This is a genomic window from Sphingorhabdus sp. (assembly GCF_023910635.1).
In the GTDB taxonomy this organism is placed as follows: Bacteria; Pseudomonadota; Alphaproteobacteria; order Sphingomonadales; family Sphingomonadaceae; genus Sphingorhabdus_B.
This window is the reverse complement of record NZ_JAAVVZ010000008.1, coordinates 66,530-84,804: the sequence shown is the minus strand read 5'-3', so window position 1 is coordinate 84,804 and position 18,275 is coordinate 66,530. Positions and strand designations below refer to the sequence as shown.

Sequence of the window (18,275 nt, the reverse complement as noted above, 5' to 3'; positions counted from 1 at the left end):
ATATGAACAAAGCAATATTTCTGATCGCTGCAAGCGTAACCTTGGCGGGTTGCGGAACTTTGCCGACCAACACGTCCTTATATTCGGTCCACCAGCCCGTTGTCGAACGCACAAATTACGCGATTGACCTTGCCTTGGACAACAGCGGCATTGCTTCTGCCGACCAAGTCCGCCTGAACGATTGGTTTGACGTGCTTGGCCTTGGCTATGGAGACCGCGTTTCAATCGATTATGGCGATGGCTACGTAAGCAGCGATGCCGCACGTGATGTTTCCGCAGCGGCAGCGAGGCGCGGGATGATGATCGCAGACACCGCTCCGACGACACCCGGTGTCATTGCGCCGGGCAATATTCGCGTGGTTGTCGCACGGTCGCAGGCATCGGTTCCATCCTGCCCGGATTGGAGCACGACGCACGAAAATAATTACAATGGTGGCAACCACAGCAACTATGGTTGTGCTTCCAACTCCAACCTTGCGGCAATCATTGCCGACCCGGAAGATCTCGTTCGGGGCCGCGAAAGTGGACGCCTGGACCGGAACAGCGGCAAAGCAGCTGTAAACAGCTATAAAACAAAAACCGGAGGCAATTGATGAACGCTCCTTGGAAATCCGGTGTGGCCGGAACACGTGACCCCATTCATGCTTATGTCTGCGACGACGTCACACTCGACGTCGTGCGCGGCGTATGCGACGAAAATGGTTGGACCCAGGATAAGGCATATAAAGGCGGTTTGCGTAACGCAATCCAATCGCTTTCGGTTTCGGCCAGCCCGCAAACCTTGCTGGTTGACCTGTCGGAATCGGGTGATCCGATTGGCGACATCAACAGCCTTGCCGAAGTGTGTGAGCCCGGAACCATTGTCATTGCAATGGGCGAGGTCAACGATGTGGGTTTGTACCGCGACCTTTTAATGTCCGGCCTGCAAGATTATTTGCTGAAGCCATTGAGCCCCGATGCGCTGCGGGATTCATTTGCCAATGCGCAAGCCATGCTCAACGCGCCGAAGCACGAAGAAAACAACGCGGACCGTGCGCATATTTCGACAGCTGTGATCGGCACCCGTGGTGGTTCCGGCGCATCGACGATTGCGGCATCGCTGGCATGGACATTTTCGCAAGATCAGGGCCACCAAACGGGTTTGCTTGATCTGGACATCCATTTCGGCACTGCGGCATTGGCGATGGATCTGGAGCCGGGCCGCGGCCTGACCGATGCCATTGACAACCCAAGCCGGATCGACGCCCTGTTCATCGAACGCGCAATGATTAAGGCCAATGACCGGCTTTCGATATTGTCCGCCGAAGCGCCAATGAACAACCCCGTCCTAACCGATGGATCGGCATTATTCCAGTTACAGGAAGAATTCCGAGGGGCGTTCGAAAACACAGTTATAGACCTGCCACGCAGCATGTTGATTGCCTATCCGCATTTGATGCATGACGTGAACATCGCCGTCGTCACGACCCAATTGACGCTCGCGTCCGCGCGGGACAGCATCCGCGTGCTGGCGTGGCTGAAACAGAATGCACCCCACTGCAAAGTGCTGGTCGTAGCCAATAACGTGCAAAACGCGGTCGTTGAAATCACGCGCAAGGATTTCGAAAGTACGATTGAACGCAAGATTGATCTCATGCTGCCTGCCGATCCGAAGGCCATGGCGCAAGCCGCAAAGCTTGGCAAACCGGTGGTCGAGGCCGTGCGCAGCAGTAAGTTGTCATTAGGCATATCGGCGCTGGCTGAAATGATTGCCGGAAGCAGCGCGGAAACCGCTGAGGCCGATGCCGCTGCGACCAAAGTCAAAGCAAAAAAGTCGGCTTTTGCCGGTTTCAAAAACATGTTGAAAAAGAAATAAGCCGGCAGCCGCCCAAGGGCATAATGATAGAGCAAACAACATGCAGACATTGATCATCGGCACAGGAATAATCCTGATTTTCGTTTTGCTGGCTATTGGGTTTATGGGACCAAATGCGAGCAAGTCGACAATGCGGCGGTTGAGCGCGGTTAAGATGCGGCATTCCGACAGTGCCGATACCCGCGTTGAACTACAAATGCGTAAAGCTGTAGCCGCGCGCCGTCCGATGATATTTCTGGATGGCCAGCAAATCAGCCGCTTGGACAAATTGCGCCTGCGGCTTGCGCAAACCGGCAAAAAATGGACGTTGCAGCAATATCTATATGCGTCGGGCAGCCTTGCTTTTCTGGTGATGGCTGTGTTCTGGCTGCGCGGTGCACCTTTGCTTTTGGCGCTGTTTGCGGGCCTGCTGATCGGTGCGGGTCTACCGCACATGGCGGTCAACTCCTTCATTGCGCGGCGGATCAAAAATTTCACCACAAACTTTCCAGACGCCATCGAATTGCTGGTGCGTGGGTTGAAATCAGGTCTTCCGGTTGGCGAGACGATTGGCGTTGTGGCACGCGAAGTACCCGGACCAGTCGGCGAAGAATTCAAAATGGTCACGGAAAAAATCAAAATCGGCAAAAGCATGGAAGATTCGCTTCAGGAAACCGCCGACCGTTTGGGGACAGCGGAATTCCAGTTTTTCGTCATCACCCTTGCCATTCAGCGTGAAACCGGTGGTAATCTTGCGGAAACCTTGGCCAACCTTGCCGAAGTTTTGCGCAAACGTGCGCAGATGAAGCTGAAAATACGGGCGATGTCGTCAGAATCCAAAGCGTCAGCCTATATTGTCGGATCGCTGCCATTCTTTGTTTTCGGCATGGTCTGGGTGGTGAACCGGGAATATCTGGCTGGCTTTTTCTCTGAACCGCGCCTGATGATCGCCGGCCTTGGCGGCGCATTATGGATGTCCATTGGTGCCTTCATCATGGCCAAGATGGTCAATTTCGAAATCTAAGTTGGGAACAGGACAAGAAACATGACCAATCCGGCTGGACCTCAACTGATGGGCATCGACATATTGTGGGTCGCCACCTTGCTTTCCGCAGTGGCTTGCATGGCGGTGATGATCGCGATTTACTCTGCGGTCACCGTGCGCGACCCTATGGTAAAACGCGTCAAGGCGCTGAATGAACGGCGGGAGCAGTTAAAGGCCGGGATTACCGCAACCACGTCCAAAAAGCGGGCGAAGCTTATCCGCAAGACCGAAACGACGGACAAGATGCGGCAGCTTCTGTCCAACCTGCAAGTGCTTCAGGACGATCAGGTTAAGGCGGTGCAGCAACGGCTGGCGCAGGCGGGTATTCGCCGTAAGGAATTAGCCGTGACGGTGATCTTTTGCCGCATGATGCTTCCAATCATTATTGGCGGCGGCGCAGGCATTTACATGTACGTCTTGGACGGCGTTCCTGATTGGGGCGCATTCAAAAAATTCAGTGCGTTTTCTGCCGCCGCTATCCTGAGTTATAAGGCAGCAGATATCTACCTCACCAACTTGGTAACGAAACGGACCCTCGCCATTCGTAAGGGCCTGCCCGATGCGCTCGACTTGTTGGTGATCTGCGCCGAGGCTGGCTTGACCGTGGACGCCGCGTTTAACCGCGTGGCAAAGGAATTAGGCCGCGGCTATCCCGAATTGGGTGACGAATTTGCCCTCACCGCTATTGAGCTTGGGTTTTTAACGGAGCGCCGGGCGGCGTTTGAAAACTTGGCGTATCGCGTCAATCTTGATTCGATCCGGGGCGTGGTCACAACCATGATCCAGACCGAGAAATACGGGACCCCACTGGCTTCGGCGTTGCGGGTGTTATCCGCAGAATTCCGGAATGAACGCATGATGCGCGCCGAGGAAAAAGCCGCGCGTTTACCAGCTATTATGACCGTCCCTCTTATCCTCTTCATTCTGCCGACATTGTTTATCGTTATCCTTGGGCCTGCTGCCTGCTCGATCAGCGACGCCTTCTCGAAACAACAATGAGGCAGATGACGAAGGGGTGGCCTTTGGGCCGCCCCTTCAACTTTTACGGACGGTCTGCTCGATAGCGCCAAAGATACTGTGTCCGGCATTGTCGAGCACTTCAATCCGCACAACATCGCCATCCTTCAGGAATGGGGTCACCATGTCGCCCGTCTGGATTTTCTCGACCATGCGGACTTCGGCCAAACAGCTATAGCCAAGGCCGCCAGCGGCGACGGGCTTGCCGGGGCCGCCATCGGCGTCACGGTTGGACACTGTGCCCGAACCGATAATCGACCCTGCCCCGATATTGCGCGTCTTGGCGAGATGCGCGATCAAGGTTCCGAAATCAAAAGTACAATCGTCCGAAGCCACCGCGCGGCCAAATGGCGCGCCGTTAAGGTCAACATGCAATGTGCGGTGCAGCTTTCCACCCTGCCAATGGTCCCCAAGGCTGTCCGGCGTGACGAACACGGGCGATAAAGTGCTGGCGGGTTTCGATTGGACAAAGCCAAAGCCCTTTTCCAACTCGGCGGGGATGAGGTTGCGTAACGATACATCGTTCACAAGGCCAACTAGCCGGATATAAGACAAGGCGTCCTGCGCCGATGTTCCTTGCGGGACATCGCCAGTTACGACAACAATCTCCGCCTCAAGATCACATCCCCACGCCTCGTCGGCTAAGGGAATGTCGTCGCGGGCACCCATGAATGCATCGGAACCGCCCTGATACATTAACGGGTCATGCCAGAAGCTGTCGGGCAGGACAGCGCCCCGCGCCTTGCGGACCAATTCGACATGATTGACATAAGCCGAACCGTCCGCCCATTGATAAGCGCGCGGCAAAGGTGCGGCGGCGTCATGTTCGTGAAAACGTTCGCGCGGAATGACGGCATGTTCAAGATCGGTCGCAAGCGCTTGCAATCGAGGCGCGAACTCTTCCCAATCGTCAAGTGCGGCCTGCAATGTCGGGACGATGTGCGCGGCGTCGGCATACCAAGCAAGATTGTCCGAAACGACAACCAGATGTCCGTCACGGCCCGACTTCAATGATGCAAGTTTCATTATCTTTCTCCGGCTTTTGTCCTTCATGCAACGATATTGCAGTTGCGGCAACCGCAACTCTGCGTTTAGACATAGCAACGTGGCATATAAACACGCCAAATTGCGGTTGGTTCAGGCAGGGGCGATGGCGCTTTCGCTGCTCGTCACCGGCTCTGCCTTTAGCCAGCAACAGAATTTCAACACCGTCGAAGCCGCAAAAAACGGGTGGTTTGCGGAACAGAACCGGTCAGCAACCTGGTATTTGGCGCAGCATCAGAGGATGGCGCGCGCTATCTCCGCATTGCAACCGCAAAGGCCGGGTGTCGTTGACGCCTATGTGCTGTCCATTGGCCTCGATTCCGACGCGGTCTTTGCGCGCGAGTCGGCTGAAGCCGCCGAAGTATTGGCGCGGCGTTATGGGGCGGCTGGTCGCACATTGTATTTGACCGCTGGCGCAGATGATAAAGCCACAGGCGCACCGCAAGGGTCGCCTTCAAACCTCGCCACTGCCTTGGCTGCCATTGCCGACAAGATGGACAGGAAGGAGGATGTCCTCATCCTGTTCGCCACCAGCCATGGCCACCCTGTGTCGGGCCTTGCCTATCGTGACAGGGAAAATGCCGCGGGCATGATAGCGCCGCAACGGCTGGCCGACTTGCTCGATGGTATCGGCGTCAAACGCCGCATGGTCATGCTATCCGCTTGCTATTCCGGAATTTTTATTCCGCTGCTGACCAATGATCAGACCGTTATCGTGACTGCGGCATCGTCGCAACGCCCTTCATTTGGCTGCGCACCGGGTAATGACTGGACGTTTTTTGGCGATGCATTGATGAACAACGCCTTGCGCAAGCCGCAGAAATTTGACGCCGCTATTGCCGAAGCCAACTGGCTCATTACACAATGGGAAGACGCGTTGGAATTGAGGCCATCGCGGCCGCAGGTTTTCATAGGCGAGAATGCGCGGATCTGGTTGGACGTGCTGGAGAATAAGATGCCCGCGACCGCCAGTGCGAAGGTCGGACGTCCCGCGATATCGACCGATTGAAATAGCTGCGAACTTAGGGTCCTGACCCTAGCCGAGCTCATCGACTCGCGCGCGCAATTGCGCCAACATCGTCTCCAGCAACGCCGCCTCGCCGCTGCCTAATATCTTCTCAAGCTCGGCCTCTAACGTCAACGCCTCTGGCACAATTTGTTCATACAAATCGCGTCCGGCTGGGGTGAGCGCAAGATGATGTGAACGACCATCCGACATGTTCGGCACACGGCTGATCAGGCTGCGCTCCTCCAACGCCTTGCATGCGCGGTTAACGGTGACCTTGTCCATCGCGGTTGCCGTAACCAATTGCCGCTGCGTCGCCACATCGCTTTCACCCAACAGCGCCATGACGCGCCATTCCGGCACCTTGAGCGCAAATTTACCACGATAGGCGCGCGCGATCAGGTTACTGACCGCGTTCGATGTGATAGATAATTGATAGGGAAGAAACGCACGGAGCGTCAGTTTTTTTGTTGGCATCAGTCGGGCTTCACTTGGTCAGGATGCGCCGCGGCAAAAGCCGGCAGTGCGCTCAGCGCGGCATCTATCCGCAATAGCTTGGGAAAGGCATGCAGCGGCGTATCCACGCGGCGGGCATTCGCTATTTGCGGGACAAGGCAGACATCAGCCAAATTCGGCAGGTCGCCGCCGAACAAGCCATCTTCGGGCGCCATTGCCTCCAACGCCGTAAAGCCTTCGATTATCCAGTGCCGGTAATATTGGTCCACCGCCTCTTGCGACTGGCCCATCTGGTCCTTCAAATATCGCAGGACGCGCAGATTATCGATGGGATGTATGTCAGCAGCGATAATCAGCGCCTGCGCCAATGTTTTTGCCCGAGCTGCCGGGTTTGAAGAGACCATCGCGGGATCGGGATATTGTGCATCCAGATAGTCAATAATCGCCAGGCTTTGCGTCAGGTCATGCCCGTGTATCGACAGCATCGGGACAAGGCCCTGTGGATTGCGCGCCACATAGTCGGGCGCCCTTTGGGCATTGTCCAGCAGGCTGATTGGCACAGGCGTATACGGCACATTTTTGAGGTTCAGCACGATGCGCACACGATAGCTTGCGGACGAACGCCAGTAATCGAACAGGATTATTTCACTCATGCCTTAGGGTATTAGCATGGCACAGGTAAAAGGCAAAAGCATTGCGGCTTGCTTTTTCCCCGTTTATGTTGTTTTTCAACGCAAAGGACCAAATATGCACAAAGCTAAAAAATGGATGATCGCAGCCGCAATATGCACGGCCATTCCGGCGCAAGCCGCCGCGCCAATTTCCGGGCGCTGGGTCACGCAAAGCAAGGACGGCGTGGTCGAAGTGTACGAATGTGGCGCGGCATTATGCGGCAAGCTGGTAAAATTTCTAGTCACCCCGCCCGCTGGCCCAGGTGTTAAGGACCTTAACAACCCCGACAAAAATCTGCGCAGCCGCACGATATTGGGCCTGAATATCCTGACCGGTTTCAAATCAGACGGCAAAGAATGGAAAGGCCAGATTTACGATCCCAAGTCAGGCAAAACCTATCGCTCGATTGTTTATAAGGGCAAGTCAGGCAATCTGGTCGTCAAAGGATGTATCGGGCCCTTTTGTCAGGCGCAAACATGGACGCCGGCCAGCTAAGGGTCAGGGCGACTTAAATCCACCTTCGCAGCGCAGATTATGCGCGTAATTTCCATCCAGAGCGCAGCAAGAGATAGCAGATAAGCCCCAGCACAGAATTGAGGCCCAATAACAGCAACGCGCCAAACATCACCGGGCTATCCGCGCTGCCTATAAAGCCATAGCGGAAGCCCGAAATCGCGTAGAAAAACGGGTTGGCGTGACTAATCGCCTGAAAAGTAGGTGACAATTTATCAACCGAATAAAAAGTGCCAGACAGCAGAGCGGCTGGCGCAACAATGAAGTTGCTGACCGCAGCGGCGTGATCAAACTTTTCCGCCCAGATTGATGTCATGACCCCGATGAGCGCGAGCATCATGGACCCCATCAGCCCGAACCACAAAACCGCCCAGAAATGCACCGGCGTGACATGGACGCCGGGCCAGAATAGCATGGCGAGCCAGATCGTTGCGCCAACCAGAAACGCCCGCGTCACCGCAGCCGCCGTGAGCGCGACCAAAACCTCCGCGTTGGAAAGGGGCGGCATCAGATAATCGACAATCGTGCCCTGAATCTTGCCCACCAACAGCGAGAAGCTCGAGTTTGCAAAAGCGTTCTGCATCATGCCCATGATAATGAGACCAGGCGCGATGAAGTCGGCGAATGACACGCCCAACACGGTTGGTTTGACCGAGCCCAAGGCGACGGTGAAGATAATCAAATAGAGCAGGGTCGTGATGGCAGGTGCCCACACCGTTTGCATCTGCACCTTAAAAAAGCGTCGAACCTCTTTCATGTACAAGGTTTGTAGGCCAACCCAGTTTACATTGCGGATATGGCGTTCGCCGTCGGGCAGTTGCACAAAGGGGTTGGTCTCCCTATCTTGGCCAGTGTTGCTTTTATGGTGGATAGTCATCGCGCAATCGACTATCGGCTTGCAGCGATAACCGCAAGGCGCAATCGCGTCATTCGCGTGGCAAATAGAACTCGTTATTGGAAATGCATTTATGTCGTGGACCGACCAGCGGATTGATCAGTTAAAGGCGCTTTGGGACAAAGGCCTGACCGCAAGCCAGATTGCAGACGAACTTGGCGGAGTCAGCCGCAATGCCGTTATTGGCAAGGCGCACCGTTTGGGCCTGAAATCACGCCCTTCCCCGGTGAAGTCGAACGACGCGGACAAAAAAGCTGCGCCGAAAAAGGCTGCACCGGCGCCAGCAAAGGCTCCTGCCGCCGCTGCGCCAGCGCGCCCACGTTCCTCCGCACCCGCCGCGGAACCAATTGCCCCCGTGCGCGCAGATGATGATACCGTCGAAGCGCCCGCACCGCGCGCGTCGGCGATGCCGCGTATCGTATCAATTGGACCCGGCGGCTTTATGCGTCAGGGTCCCGGCGATCAACAAGCGCCCATCCCACCTGCCCCGCCACGCCGCCTTGTGCCCGCAAAGCCAAGCCGCGAAATGGCGGACAAAACGTCCTTGCTCGATTTGAACGAGCGTATTTGCCGCTGGCCACTTGGCCACCCGGGTGAGGCGGATTTCCATTTCTGCGGTGTGCCGGTAAACCCGGGCTTTCCTTATTGCGTCGAACATTGCGGCCGTGCCTATCAGGCGCAGCTTCCACGCGGTGTGCGCCGCCCCCCTCCGCCCATGCCGTTCGGTGGACCACGGGTTCGTTAAGGGCCGGAAACGAAATATCCACAGGCGATTTTCAAAGCTTTGTGCTCGTGCTTGCGCGGGTGACTCTCCCGTGCCTATAGCATGCATATGACCGATGACCTGTTTGGCGGCAGCGCGGCCGCCACCGCCGCATCCAATGATTATACCGCTTCTGCGATTGAGGTGTTGGAGGGGCTTGAGCCCGTTCGCCGTCGCCCAGGCATGTATATTGGCGGCATCGACGAACGCGCGTTGCACCATCTGGCGTCCGAAGTGCTCGACAATTCAATGGATGAGGCTGTTGCCGGCCACGCCAGCCGGATCGAAGTGCATCTGGGTGTCGGCAACCGCCTGACCATCGCTGACAATGGCCGTGGCATTCCGGTCGATCCGCATCCGAAGTTCCCCGACAAGTCCGCACTTGAGGTCATCCTCACAACCTTGCACTCTGGCGGGAAATTCACCGACAAGGCCTATGCGACCTCCGGCGGCCTGCATGGCGTTGGTGTGTCGGTCGTCAATGCGCTGTCAACGGACACTTTAGTGGAAGTCGCGCGGAACAAGCAGCTCTATCGCCAGCGCTTTTCACAAGGCCTTCCGCTCGGCAAGTTGGAGGAGCTGGGCCCAACGCCGAACCGGCGCGGAACAACGATTGCCTTTACACCCGACCCCGAAATTTTTGGCGCAGACGCAAAGTTCAAACCCGCGAGGCTGTTCCGTCTGGCGCGGTCAAAGGCTTATTTGTTTGCTGGCGTCGAAATCCGCTGGCGCTGCGATGTCGAACTGGCCAGCGACGATGTACCCGCCGAAGCCGTGTTCCAATTCCCCGGCGGCCTGTCCGACCATTTGCGAGAGCAGCTTGGCAACCGTGCCTGCGCCACGACCGAATTTTTCGCCGGGACGCAGGATTTTCCCGACGCGCAAGGCCGTGTCGAATGGGCCATTTCGTGGCCGTTATATTCGGACGGTTCCTATAGCTGGTATTGTAACACGATTCCCACGCCCGATGGCGGCACACATGAGGCAGGCGTTCGTGCCGCGCTGACCAAGGGCCTGCGCGCCTTTGGCGAATTGATTGGCCAGAAAAAAGCTGCGCAGATTTCGGCGGAAGACATTTTCAACGAAGCCGAATTGATGTTGTCGGTGTTCATCCGCAACCCGCAATTCCAAAGCCAGACCAAGGACCGGCTAACCTCGCCTGAGGCCACGCGCCTTGTCGAAAACGCTGTGCGCGACCATTTCGACCATTATCTTGCCGACAATATGGAACGCGGCAAGGCGTTGATGGGCTTCATCCTTGAAAAAGTCGATGACCGCTTGCGCCGCAAGGCCGAGCGTGAAGTGAAGCGCAAGACCGCGACCTCAGGCCGCAAGGTGCGCTTACCCGGCAAGCTGACCGATTGTGCGTCGGACGACCCGACCGGTACCGAATTGTTCATCGTCGAAGGCGACAGCGCAGGCGGAAGCGCGAAACAGGCGCGCAACCGCAAGACGCAGGCGATTTTGCCGATCCGGGGTAAAATCCTCAACGTCGCATCGGCCACCGCCGACAAGATCCGCGCGAACAATGAAATCGCCGACCTGCAATTGGCGCTGGGCTGTGGCACGCGCAAGGACTGCAACCCCGACAATCTGCGCTATGAACGCATCATCATCATGACCGACGCAGATGTCGATGGCGCGCATATCGCGACCTTGCTGATGACATTTTTCTTCCAAGAAATGGCCGAGATTGTGAAGGCCGGGCATTTGTTCCTCGCCCGCCCGCCGCTCTATCGCCTGACGCATGGTAGCCAAAGTGTTTACGCCGCCGATGACGCCCACCGTGCCGAATTGGAAGCGACGGTGTTCAAGGGCAAGAAGGTCGATGTTGGCCGGTTTAAGGGCTTGGGCGAAATGAACCCGAACCAGTTGAAGGAAACCACAATGGACCCGGCGACCCGCTCGCTGATCCGCATCACCTTGCCGCATGAATATGAACGCCGCGCGGTGGTCAATGACCTGGTCGACCGCCTGATGGGCAAAAATCCGGAGCACCGGTTCAACTTCATTCAGGAAAATGCCGCGCAGTTGGATGAAGATACGATCGACGCGTGATGGGGTGGGGCAGTCTCTTCCCACGAGCGTCAACCTGAACGCAATCCGTTCGTTACCCTGAACATCCCCCATCGTCACCCTGAACATCCCCCATCGTCACCCTGACCATCCCCCATCGTCACCCTGAACTTGTTTCAGGGTCTATCGTGCAGCCAAGGCGGACCTTGAAAGACGGAATGGACCCTGGAGCCGCAGGCGTGCAGCGCACAAACAAGTTCAGGGTGACGACGATTTATAACGTAAGGATGACGCCCTTAGGGTGCCGTCAGGGCCTCCACCAAGGCTCTGACCTTCTTCTGCCGCCATTGCGGCAAGGGCGCGACCAGCCAATAGGCTTCTTCGCTTTCTTTCGCATTATCGACGGCACGGACTTTGCCGCTCGCAATATCGGCCTCGGCCAGCAGGAGTGGGACAATCGCCCTGCCCAGCCCAATCGCAGCGGCATCAATGGCGAGACCGGCGTCGGCCAAACGCAAAGCGGCAATGCCCTCTGCCACCGGGCAATTGGGCCAGCTAATCGGTGTCTCTGCCCCGCCCTGTGGCGCGGCGACGGTGACATAAGCGCCCGCAGCAAGGCAGATGCCTTCATGTTCCCCCGGCCCAGTGGTCAGGCGGATCGCGAGGTCAAGATTAGCCTCGGTAAAGTCAATATTCTCGTCCGCAGCAACCAAATTAAAGCGCGTATCGGGGTTGGCCTTGCTAAACGTCGCCAGCCGTGCGGCGAGCCATTTGGCGGTGAAATCACGCGGCGCAGCAATGGTCAGCGTATTGGACGACTGCCCCGCCTGCATCGCACGGACCGATTCTTCGAATTGCAGGAACCCGGCGCGCAGGGCATCAAGGCCGTTTGCCGCTTCGTCGGTCAGTTCAAGCCCCTTGGGCGTGCGGCGGAACAGCACGACGCCCAACATATCCTCCAGCGCGCGGATTTGCTGACCGACGGCGGCAGGTGTGACCGCGAGTTCGTCGGCAGCCTTCGTAAAGCTCAAATGCCGCGCCGCGGCGTCAAGCACGCGCAAGCCGTTTAGGGGGAGATGGGTGCGTTTCATGCGCGTAAGGTCATCGCGCCGTAGCTGGGGCCACCAAAGTGAAGCGGGGGATTTCTACCAGGAACGTCGTCCCGTCCTCCCGCACGAAGCGGTATTTGCCTTCCATTGTGCCACTGGGTGTCGGCAAGGGGCAGCCGGAAACATAATCATGGCTCTCACCGGGACGTAAAAGCGGCTGTTCGCCCACCACGCCGTCGCCATCGACATGGCTGATCGTGCCGCGACCATCGGTAATCCGCCAATGCCGGGTCATTAATTGCACAGGCTCATCACCCACATTTTCGATGCGGATATGGTAGGACCAGAACCAACGTCCTTGCGCGGGCGCGGATTGTTCCACCAAAAAATTGGGCGAGACGCGAACGGTAATGCCATCGGTCGTCGCGCTGGCGGCGAAAAAGGAATCGAGGATACTGCTCATAAACCAGCGGCCTTTAGTGCCTGATCCAAATCTTCGATCAAATCAGCCGGGTCTTCCAAACCGACATTGATGCGGATCAAACCTTCGCCAACGCCCATAGCTTCGCGGGCTTCGGGGCCCATGCCGTGATGCGTGGAGGATGCAGGGTGGCACATGAGGCTGCGTGCGTCGCCGATATTGTTCGAGATGTCGATCAACTGAAGTCCATTTAACAAGGCATGCGCTTGTTTCCGGCCACCATCGACCGAAAAGGCGAAGATTGGCCCGCACGCCTTCATCTGCTGCATCGCAAGTGCGTGTTGCGGGTGGCTTTCAAGGCCGGGGTGCATCATGTGCGGCACGCGGCCCTCAAGGAATTTACCGACGACAAGCGCATTTTCCGACTGCCGCATGGCGCGCAGTTCCAACGTCTCAAGCCCCTTATGCACCACCCATGCGTTAAAGGGCGACAGGTTTGGCCCCGTGTTGCGCTGAAACGGCAAAAGCACGTCATCGATCCATTGTTGCGAGCCACACACTGCGCCAGCCAGAACGCGGCCCTGCCCGTCCATCAATTTCGTCGCGCTATAGGCGACAACGTCGGCGCCAAAGTCCATCGGACGCTGAAGCACGCTCGTCGCAAAGGCGTTATCGACGACTGTGGTGATGCCATGTTCTTTCGCCAGTCCGCAGACATAGGCCATGTCGACAATGTCCATCGTCGGGTTTGCCGGCGTTTCAAAGAAGAACACTTTCGTATTCGGCTGAATCGCTGCCTTCCACGCATCATTATCGCGGCTGTCGATTGTGGTCGTGCTGATACCCCATTTGGGCAGCAAATTGTCCGTTAGCCAGCGGCACGATCCGAAGGCCGCGCGCGCGGCAACGACATGGTCGCCCATTTGCAACTGGCACAATAACGCCGTGGTCATCGCTGCCATGCCCGTGGCTTGGGCCCGGCATGCCTCTGCCCCCTCCATCAACGCAATGCGTTCTTCGAGCATTTGCACCGTCGGGTTCTGCAACCGCGAATAGGTCATGCCATCCTGTTCACCGGCAAAGCGCGCAGCAACGGTTTCCGCATCGTCATAGGTAAAGCCCGACGACAGGAACAATGCCTCCGACGTCTCGCCATGCTCACTGCGCCAAGTGCCGCCACGCACCGCTTGCGTGGCGGGACGCCAATGCTTGGTAATTTCGCGATTCTGGCCTGTAGTTTTCTTCATAAGTTCGCTTTTCGGGGAGAGCAGGGTTCAGGTCAAGGCGGCAAGCACCGCATCACCCATTTCGCGGGTCGAATGTGTGCCGCCGAGATCGGGCGAACGTGCGCCGCCGGCAAGCGCTTTCGCCACGGCGGCTTCAATACGGTCGGCCTGCTCCGGCAAGCCCAGCGAGTAACGCAGCATCATCGCCGCCGACAATATCGTCGCAAGCGGGTTGGCCTTGCCCTGCCCCGCGATATCGGGCGCGCTGCCGTGGATGGGCTCGTATAAGCCCTTCTGTGCGGCGTCCAGCGAGGCACTAGGTAACATGCCAATCGAGCCAGCGCACATGCTGGCCTGATCAGACAATATGTCGCCGAACAAATTGCCCGTCACGATCACGTCAAACTGGCCGGGGTTGCGCACCAATTGCATCGCGCAATTGTCGACATACATGTGGGTTAAAGCGACTTCGGGATATTCGGCATGGGTTTCGATGACGACATCGCGCCACAATTGGGACGTTTCAAGCACATTGGCCTTGTCCACCGAGCAGAGTTTCCTGCCCCGCGCCATTGCGGTTTCAAAACCGACGCGGGCGATGCGGCGGACCTCATCCTCATTGTAAGACATGATATCATAGCCTTCGCGCTTGCCGTCGGCGGTTTTGCGCATACCCTTTTCGCCGAAATAGACATCGCCATTGAGTTCGCGGACGATGACCATATCAATTTGTGACGCGACTTCAGGGCGCAGCGCGCTGGCGTCGGCCAATTCAGGAAACAATGTGGCGGGGCGCAGGTTTGCGAACAAAGATAGTTCCTTGCGCAGGCCCAATATCGCCTGTTCTGGTCGCAAATGCCGTTCGAACGCGTCGCAATCCGGATCACCCACCGCACCAAATAAAATCGCATCCGCGCGCTTGGCAAGCGCGAGCGTGTCGGCCGGTAAAGGATGTCCGGTCGCCTTATAGGCTGCACCGCCGACGAGCGCTTCTTCGAAGACCAGCCCGTCGATGGCAAGCGCATCCAAAACGCGGCGTGCTTGCGTGATAACTTCGGGGCCAATTCCGTCCCCAGGTAACAAGGCAACTAACATGGCGGCATTCCTCAAAAGAAACCGTAGTGCTGAGCCTGTCGAAGCACGCCTCTCGGGATGGCGATGCCTTTAAGCGCCCTTCGACAGGCTCAGGGCTACGGGGTTGTAATCATGCCTCCCCTGCCAAGTGCAGAGCGCTTATGCAACCGCCCTTTTCAATCGCTCCACGAGCCGTTCGCGGGCGGCCATGACATCGGCGCGGCGGTCGCCCAGCACATGCGCGACCAGCCGCTTGCGAGTCTGCGCCATCATTGCGACGGGGGCGCTGTCTTTATCATATTCTTCGGCATAGCCTAGTTCGGCCAGCAGCAAACTCTCATATTGTGCCACCGCCCCTGCCCACACGCTAGCCGCTGGCGCCAGCTCGATGGCGGATAGCAAACCGTCCGCTGCGCTGTGGACACGCGGATAAGGCACAGCCTCCGCCAGCGTCGCTGCGGTTAGCGCCGTGACCCAGTCAATCGCGGCAATCGCCAATGGTTCGCTTAACAAATGTGCGCGGCTGTGCAAAGGTTCGGGCGTCAGGCGTGCCAATTGTCCGGTGATGCGCGTCCGCCATTCGCCCTTGATGACATTGCCGGGGATGAGGACTGGCCGCAATTGCCGACCCCGCGCGCCCGCGACATAACCCGCTATCATGCCGTAATCTGCGGTAAAGCCGCGCACAATGGCGCCTGTTTCGCCATGATTGCGGACCGCGCAGATGATGGCAGATGCCGAAATATCCATGCGCCCTCATGCCAAGACTGCGGCGCGAGGGGAAGCTCTATCCTGCGTCCGCGCTGACCATGAATAAGGTCACACCGGCATATTTCTCGGCGGCAGGTTCAAACGCAGCATCAATTTCAAATGGCTGGTCTGTCAGTTGCAATTCGTTGAGCCCCGATAAATGGAAAGCGCCGAGCTTCTTATCACGTCGCGCCACACCATGTTTTTCCAATATGACAGCATCGGTGAACACGGCATTGTGTTTGGAATACAGGACATGCGGGGCCAGCTTCATCGGCACATTATTATACACCAGGGTGACACATTTTTTGAGCGCGATCGCTTCAAGCAACAGTTGATTGTTCGTCATGACATGACTCTATCGAACCTACCCCGCCATGCAATCAAAATAGCGGCGCAGAGTTTCGCTACTGCCGACATCAACCGTTGCTGTGATAATAATCATAGACCGTTTGTGCGACGGCAGCAGACACGCCGGGGGCCTTTTGCAAATCCTCAAGGCTGGCATTACGCACGGCGCGGGCGGTGCCGAAATGCATCAATAGCGCTTTTTTGCGCGACGGGCCAATGCCCGGAACTTCGTCAAGCGCACTGACGGTAATGGCCTTGCTGCGTTTCGCGCGGTGCGCACCAATGGCAAAGCGGTGCGCCTCATCGCGCAGCCGTTGCAAATAAAACATGACGGGCGCGTTGACGGGCAAGGTAAATTCGCGGCCATCGGGGAAGTGAAACATCTCGCGGCCCGCATGGCGATCAGGGCCTTTGGACACGCCGATAAAGGCAACATCCTCAACGCCCAGTTCACGCACGATTTGCATGACGGAACTCATTTGCCCCTTGCCACCATCGATCAGGACAAGATCGGGCCAGTTTTCATCGCGTTCGGGTTCAAAATCCTCCCCGGTTCGGGGAGGTGGCAGTTGCGCAGCAACTGACGGAGGGGGGCTTCCTTCTGGCACAACGGATGACTGCACACCCCCTCCAATAGCCTGCGGCTGGTCCCCCTCCCCGGTTCGGGGAGGATTTACGAGCCGCCCAAAACGCCGCGCCATGACTTCGCGCATCATGGCAAAGTCATCACCCGGCGCAGTGTCAGGGTTTTTGATATTGAACTTGCGATATTGGCCCTTGATGAAACCTTCTGGCCCGGCCACGATCATCGCGCCCAACGCGTTTGTTCCCTGAATATGGCTGTTGTCATAGACTTCGATTCGGCGCGGCGCTTCGGGCAATTCGAACAGGTCAGCCACCTCTTGCAGCAATTTACCCTGCGTGGTGCTCTCCGCCAGCTTCCGGTCGAGCGCTTCTTCGGCGTTACGCGTCGCTTGTTTAACCAAGCGCACACGGTCGCCGCGTTGCGGCACGCTGATTTCGATCTTGCGTTCGGCACGTTCGGACAAGGCTTGCGCCAACAAGTCTGCCTCGCCCAGTTGCCGATCAAGGAAAATGGATTTTGCAGGGGGTACATCCTCATAAAATTGCGCGAGGAAGCTGGTGAACACTTCGTCCTCGCTTATTTCGGCAACATGCGCGGGGAAAAAGGAACGGTGCCCCCAATTCTGCCCGCCGCGAATGAAAAATGCCTGAATGCCCATCACGCCGTTGCGATGTGCTAGCGCGAAGATGTCCGCGTCGCCCACGCCTTGCGCGTTGATCGCCTGAGACCCCTGAATGAAGGTAAGCGCCCGAAGCCGGTCGCGGACCATGGCAGCGCGTTCGAAATCGAGAGCCTCGGCGGCGGATTCCATTTCCTTGGCCAGCTTCGCTTGAACAGCGGAGGATTTGCCGTCGAGGAAGGATTTGGCGTCTGCGACAAGACTGTCATATGACGCGTCGTCAATCCGCCCGACACAAGGCGCGGAACAGCGTTTGATCTGATACAACAAGCAAGGCCGGTCGCGATTGTTGAAGAAACTGTCAGTGCAGCTTCGCAGCAAAAACAATTTTTGCAGCGCGTTCAGTGTTTGGTTGACGGAGCCAGCGCTAGCGAACGGGCCGTAATATTGGCCCTTATGCCGCCGCGCACCGCGATGTTTCTGAATGCGGGGAAATTTATGGTCGGCGCGCAGCAGGATGAAGGGAAAGCTTTTATCGTCACGCAGCAGCACGTTGTAAGCGGGGCGATAGCGCTTGATGAGTTGCGCCTCCAGCAACAGCGCCTCAGCCTCGCTGTTGGTGGTGACGATGGTCATGGATCGCGTCAGCGCCACCATCCGGCGCAAGCGATTGGGGAGCCGGTCAATCTGCACATAATTGCCGACGCGATTCTTTAAGGCGCGCGCTTTACCGACATAAAGCACGTCGCCGCGCGCATCATGCATACGGTAGACGCCGGGTTTGAGCGGGAGGGTTTTAAGGACATTTCGGATCGCGGCGATGCCGGTGTCGAAATCTGGCGTGTCCGCACCGCGCACCGCATAGGTCGCCTTTTCCTCGCTAAAGCGGGAGGCTGCGTTGGGTTGGTCGGGGCGGTCGGCTTTGGACATGTTGCCTG

The 18,275-nt window shown here is 57.4% G+C and carries 19 protein-coding genes; 8 read left to right on the top strand and 11 right to left on the bottom strand.

What is annotated here, in order from left to right; genetic code table 11:
- Nucleotides 1-2 precede the first annotated feature (2 nt).
- The 4 genes from HEQ34_RS06820 to HEQ34_RS06805 are packed head-to-tail and all read left to right on the top strand — an operon-like array spanning nt 3 to nt 3,878.
- Entirely contained in the window at nt 3-593 is a 591-nt protein-coding gene (locus HEQ34_RS06820; RefSeq protein ID WP_296199041.1) for a CpaD family pilus assembly lipoprotein, read from the top strand.
- Nucleotides 593-1,855, top strand: coding sequence for a pilus assembly protein CpaE (locus HEQ34_RS06815; RefSeq protein ID WP_296199039.1), 1,263 nt, complete (start codon nt 593-595; stop codon nt 1,853-1,855). The genes HEQ34_RS06820 and HEQ34_RS06815 overlap by 1 nt, the downstream gene beginning before the upstream one ends.
- Nucleotides 1,856-1,895: 40 nt before the next feature.
- On the top strand, nt 1,896-2,858 hold the full coding sequence (locus tag HEQ34_RS06810) for a type II secretion system F family protein (RefSeq protein WP_296199037.1): 963 nt from the start codon (nt 1,896-1,898) through the stop codon (nt 2,856-2,858).
- A gap of 21 nt (nt 2,859-2,879) precedes the next feature.
- Complete coding sequence (locus tag HEQ34_RS06805) at nt 2,880-3,878, top strand: type II secretion system F family protein (protein ID WP_296199034.1); 999 nt, start codon at nt 2,880-2,882, stop codon at nt 3,876-3,878.
- 36 nt (nt 3,879-3,914) lie between these two features.
- Here the strand turns inward: HEQ34_RS06805 and HEQ34_RS06800 are convergent, their stop codons facing one another.
- Nucleotides 3,915-4,922 carry a fumarylacetoacetate hydrolase family protein gene (locus tag HEQ34_RS06800; RefSeq protein WP_296199032.1) on the bottom strand — a complete coding sequence of 336 codons (1,008 nt, stop codon included), beginning with the start codon at nt 4,920-4,922 and terminating at the stop codon, nt 3,915-3,917.
- 79 nt (nt 4,923-5,001) lie between these two features.
- On the opposite strand from HEQ34_RS06800, the gene HEQ34_RS06795 reads away from it, so the two are divergent.
- A complete protein-coding gene (locus tag HEQ34_RS06795) occupies nt 5,002-5,949 on the top strand; it encodes a C13 family peptidase (protein ID WP_296199030.1) in 948 nt (315 codons plus the stop codon).
- Nucleotides 5,950-5,976: 27 nt separating this feature from the next.
- Here the strand turns inward: HEQ34_RS06795 and HEQ34_RS06790 are convergent, their stop codons facing one another.
- Together HEQ34_RS06790 and maiA are read right to left on the bottom strand one after the other, a co-directional pair.
- Nucleotides 5,977-6,423, bottom strand: a complete 447-nt coding sequence (locus HEQ34_RS06790; protein ID WP_296199028.1) for a MarR family winged helix-turn-helix transcriptional regulator — start codon at nt 6,421-6,423, stop codon at nt 5,977-5,979.
- Nucleotides 6,423-7,055, bottom strand: coding sequence for a maleylacetoacetate isomerase (maiA, locus tag HEQ34_RS06785; RefSeq protein ID WP_296199026.1), 633 nt, complete (start codon nt 7,053-7,055; stop codon nt 6,423-6,425). The genes HEQ34_RS06790 and maiA overlap by 1 nt, the downstream gene beginning before the upstream one ends.
- Before the next feature lie 94 nt (nt 7,056-7,149).
- On the opposite strand from maiA, the gene HEQ34_RS06780 reads away from it, so the two are divergent.
- On the top strand, nt 7,150-7,569 hold the full coding sequence (locus HEQ34_RS06780; RefSeq protein WP_296199024.1) for a DUF2147 domain-containing protein: 420 nt from the start codon (nt 7,150-7,152) through the stop codon (nt 7,567-7,569).
- 37 nt (nt 7,570-7,606) lie between these two features.
- On the opposite strand, the gene HEQ34_RS06775 is transcribed toward HEQ34_RS06780, so the two are convergent.
- Nucleotides 7,607-8,464: an ABC transporter permease gene (locus tag HEQ34_RS06775; protein WP_296199022.1), complete on the bottom strand. Its 858-nt coding sequence runs from the start codon at nt 8,462-8,464 to the stop codon at nt 7,607-7,609.
- 91 nt (nt 8,465-8,555) lie between these two features.
- On the opposite strand from HEQ34_RS06775, the gene HEQ34_RS06770 reads away from it, so the two are divergent.
- Together HEQ34_RS06770 and parE are read left to right on the top strand one after the other, a co-directional pair.
- Nucleotides 8,556-9,227 (top strand): GcrA family cell cycle regulator, encoded by a 672-nt coding sequence (locus HEQ34_RS06770; protein WP_296199020.1) that lies wholly within the window; start codon nt 8,556-8,558, stop codon nt 9,225-9,227.
- Nucleotides 9,228-9,314: 87 nt separating this feature from the next.
- On the top strand, nt 9,315-11,303 hold the full coding sequence (gene parE, locus HEQ34_RS06765; protein ID WP_296199018.1) for a DNA topoisomerase IV subunit B: 1,989 nt from the start codon (nt 9,315-9,317) through the stop codon (nt 11,301-11,303).
- 254 nt (nt 11,304-11,557) lie between these two features.
- Here the strand turns inward: parE and HEQ34_RS06760 are convergent, their stop codons facing one another.
- The 7 genes from HEQ34_RS06760 to uvrC all read right to left on the bottom strand — a co-directional run bounded on the left by HEQ34_RS06760 (nt 11,558) and on the right by uvrC (nt 18,267).
- On the bottom strand, nt 11,558-12,352 hold the full coding sequence (locus tag HEQ34_RS06760; protein ID WP_296199016.1) for a LysR family transcriptional regulator: 795 nt from the start codon (nt 12,350-12,352) through the stop codon (nt 11,558-11,560).
- A gap of 10 nt (nt 12,353-12,362) precedes the next feature.
- On the bottom strand, nt 12,363-12,773 hold the full coding sequence (apaG, locus tag HEQ34_RS06755) for a Co2+/Mg2+ efflux protein ApaG (RefSeq protein ID WP_296199014.1): 411 nt from the start codon (nt 12,771-12,773) through the stop codon (nt 12,363-12,365).
- Entirely contained in the window at nt 12,770-13,978 is a 1,209-nt protein-coding gene (locus tag HEQ34_RS06750) for an aminotransferase class I/II-fold pyridoxal phosphate-dependent enzyme (RefSeq protein ID WP_296199012.1), read from the bottom strand. Before HEQ34_RS06750 ends, apaG begins: the two co-directional genes overlap by 4 nt.
- Nucleotides 13,979-14,005: 27 nt before the next feature.
- The gene (leuB, locus tag HEQ34_RS06745; protein WP_296199010.1) at nt 14,006-15,052 is read right to left on the bottom strand and encodes a 3-isopropylmalate dehydrogenase; all 1,047 of its coding nucleotides are present in this window, start codon (nt 15,050-15,052) and stop codon (nt 14,006-14,008) included.
- A gap of 138 nt (nt 15,053-15,190) precedes the next feature.
- Nucleotides 15,191-15,781 carry a recombination protein O N-terminal domain-containing protein gene (locus HEQ34_RS06740; RefSeq protein ID WP_296199008.1) on the bottom strand — a complete coding sequence of 197 codons (591 nt, stop codon included), beginning with the start codon at nt 15,779-15,781 and terminating at the stop codon, nt 15,191-15,193.
- A gap of 37 nt (nt 15,782-15,818) precedes the next feature.
- On the bottom strand, nt 15,819-16,130 hold the full coding sequence (locus HEQ34_RS06735; protein ID WP_296199006.1) for a hypothetical protein: 312 nt from the start codon (nt 16,128-16,130) through the stop codon (nt 15,819-15,821).
- A 70-nt stretch (nt 16,131-16,200) separates the two neighbouring features.
- A complete protein-coding gene (gene uvrC / locus HEQ34_RS06730) occupies nt 16,201-18,267 on the bottom strand; it encodes an excinuclease ABC subunit UvrC (RefSeq protein WP_296199004.1) in 2,067 nt (688 codons plus the stop codon).
- Nucleotides 18,268-18,275: the final 8 nt, after the last annotated feature.

Bases quoted from the DNA above. Each gene is read 5' to 3' on its own strand.
- HEQ34_RS06820 (WP_296199041.1), top strand. From the start codon at position 3: ATGAACAAAGCAATATTTCTGATCGCTGCAAGCGTAACCTTGGCGGGT.
- HEQ34_RS06815 (WP_296199039.1), top strand. From the start codon at position 593: ATGAACGCTCCTTGGAAATCCGGTGTGGCCGGAACACGTGACCCCATT.
- HEQ34_RS06810 (WP_296199037.1), top strand. From the start codon at position 1,896: ATGCAGACATTGATCATCGGCACAGGAATAATCCTGATTTTCGTTTTG.
- HEQ34_RS06805 (WP_296199034.1), top strand. From the start codon at position 2,880: ATGACCAATCCGGCTGGACCTCAACTGATGGGCATCGACATATTGTGG.
- HEQ34_RS06800 (WP_296199032.1), bottom strand. From the start codon at position 4,922: ATGAAACTTGCATCATTGAAGTCGGGCCGTGACGGACATCTGGTTGTC.
- HEQ34_RS06790 (WP_296199028.1), bottom strand. From the start codon at position 6,423: ATGCCAACAAAAAAACTGACGCTCCGTGCGTTTCTTCCCTATCAATTA.
- maiA (WP_296199026.1), bottom strand. From the start codon at position 7,055: ATGAGTGAAATAATCCTGTTCGATTACTGGCGTTCGTCCGCAAGCTAT.
- HEQ34_RS06780 (WP_296199024.1), top strand. From the start codon at position 7,150: ATGCACAAAGCTAAAAAATGGATGATCGCAGCCGCAATATGCACGGCC.
- HEQ34_RS06775 (WP_296199022.1), bottom strand. From the start codon at position 8,464: ATGACTATCCACCATAAAAGCAACACTGGCCAAGATAGGGAGACCAAC.
- HEQ34_RS06770 (WP_296199020.1), top strand. From the start codon at position 8,556: ATGTCGTGGACCGACCAGCGGATTGATCAGTTAAAGGCGCTTTGGGAC.
- parE (WP_296199018.1), top strand. From the start codon at position 9,315: ATGACCGATGACCTGTTTGGCGGCAGCGCGGCCGCCACCGCCGCATCC.
- HEQ34_RS06760 (WP_296199016.1), bottom strand. From the start codon at position 12,352: ATGAAACGCACCCATCTCCCCCTAAACGGCTTGCGCGTGCTTGACGCC.
- apaG (WP_296199014.1), bottom strand. From the start codon at position 12,773: ATGAGCAGTATCCTCGATTCCTTTTTCGCCGCCAGCGCGACGACCGAT.
- HEQ34_RS06750 (WP_296199012.1), bottom strand. From the start codon at position 13,978: ATGAAGAAAACTACAGGCCAGAATCGCGAAATTACCAAGCATTGGCGT.
- leuB (WP_296199010.1), bottom strand. From the start codon at position 15,052: ATGTTAGTTGCCTTGTTACCTGGGGACGGAATTGGCCCCGAAGTTATC.
- HEQ34_RS06740 (WP_296199008.1), bottom strand. From the start codon at position 15,781: ATGGATATTTCGGCATCTGCCATCATCTGCGCGGTCCGCAATCATGGC.
- HEQ34_RS06735 (WP_296199006.1), bottom strand. From the start codon at position 16,130: ATGACGAACAATCAACTGTTGCTTGAAGCGATCGCGCTCAAAAAATGT.
- uvrC (WP_296199004.1), bottom strand. From the start codon at position 18,267: ATGTCCAAAGCCGACCGCCCCGACCAACCCAACGCAGCCTCCCGCTTT.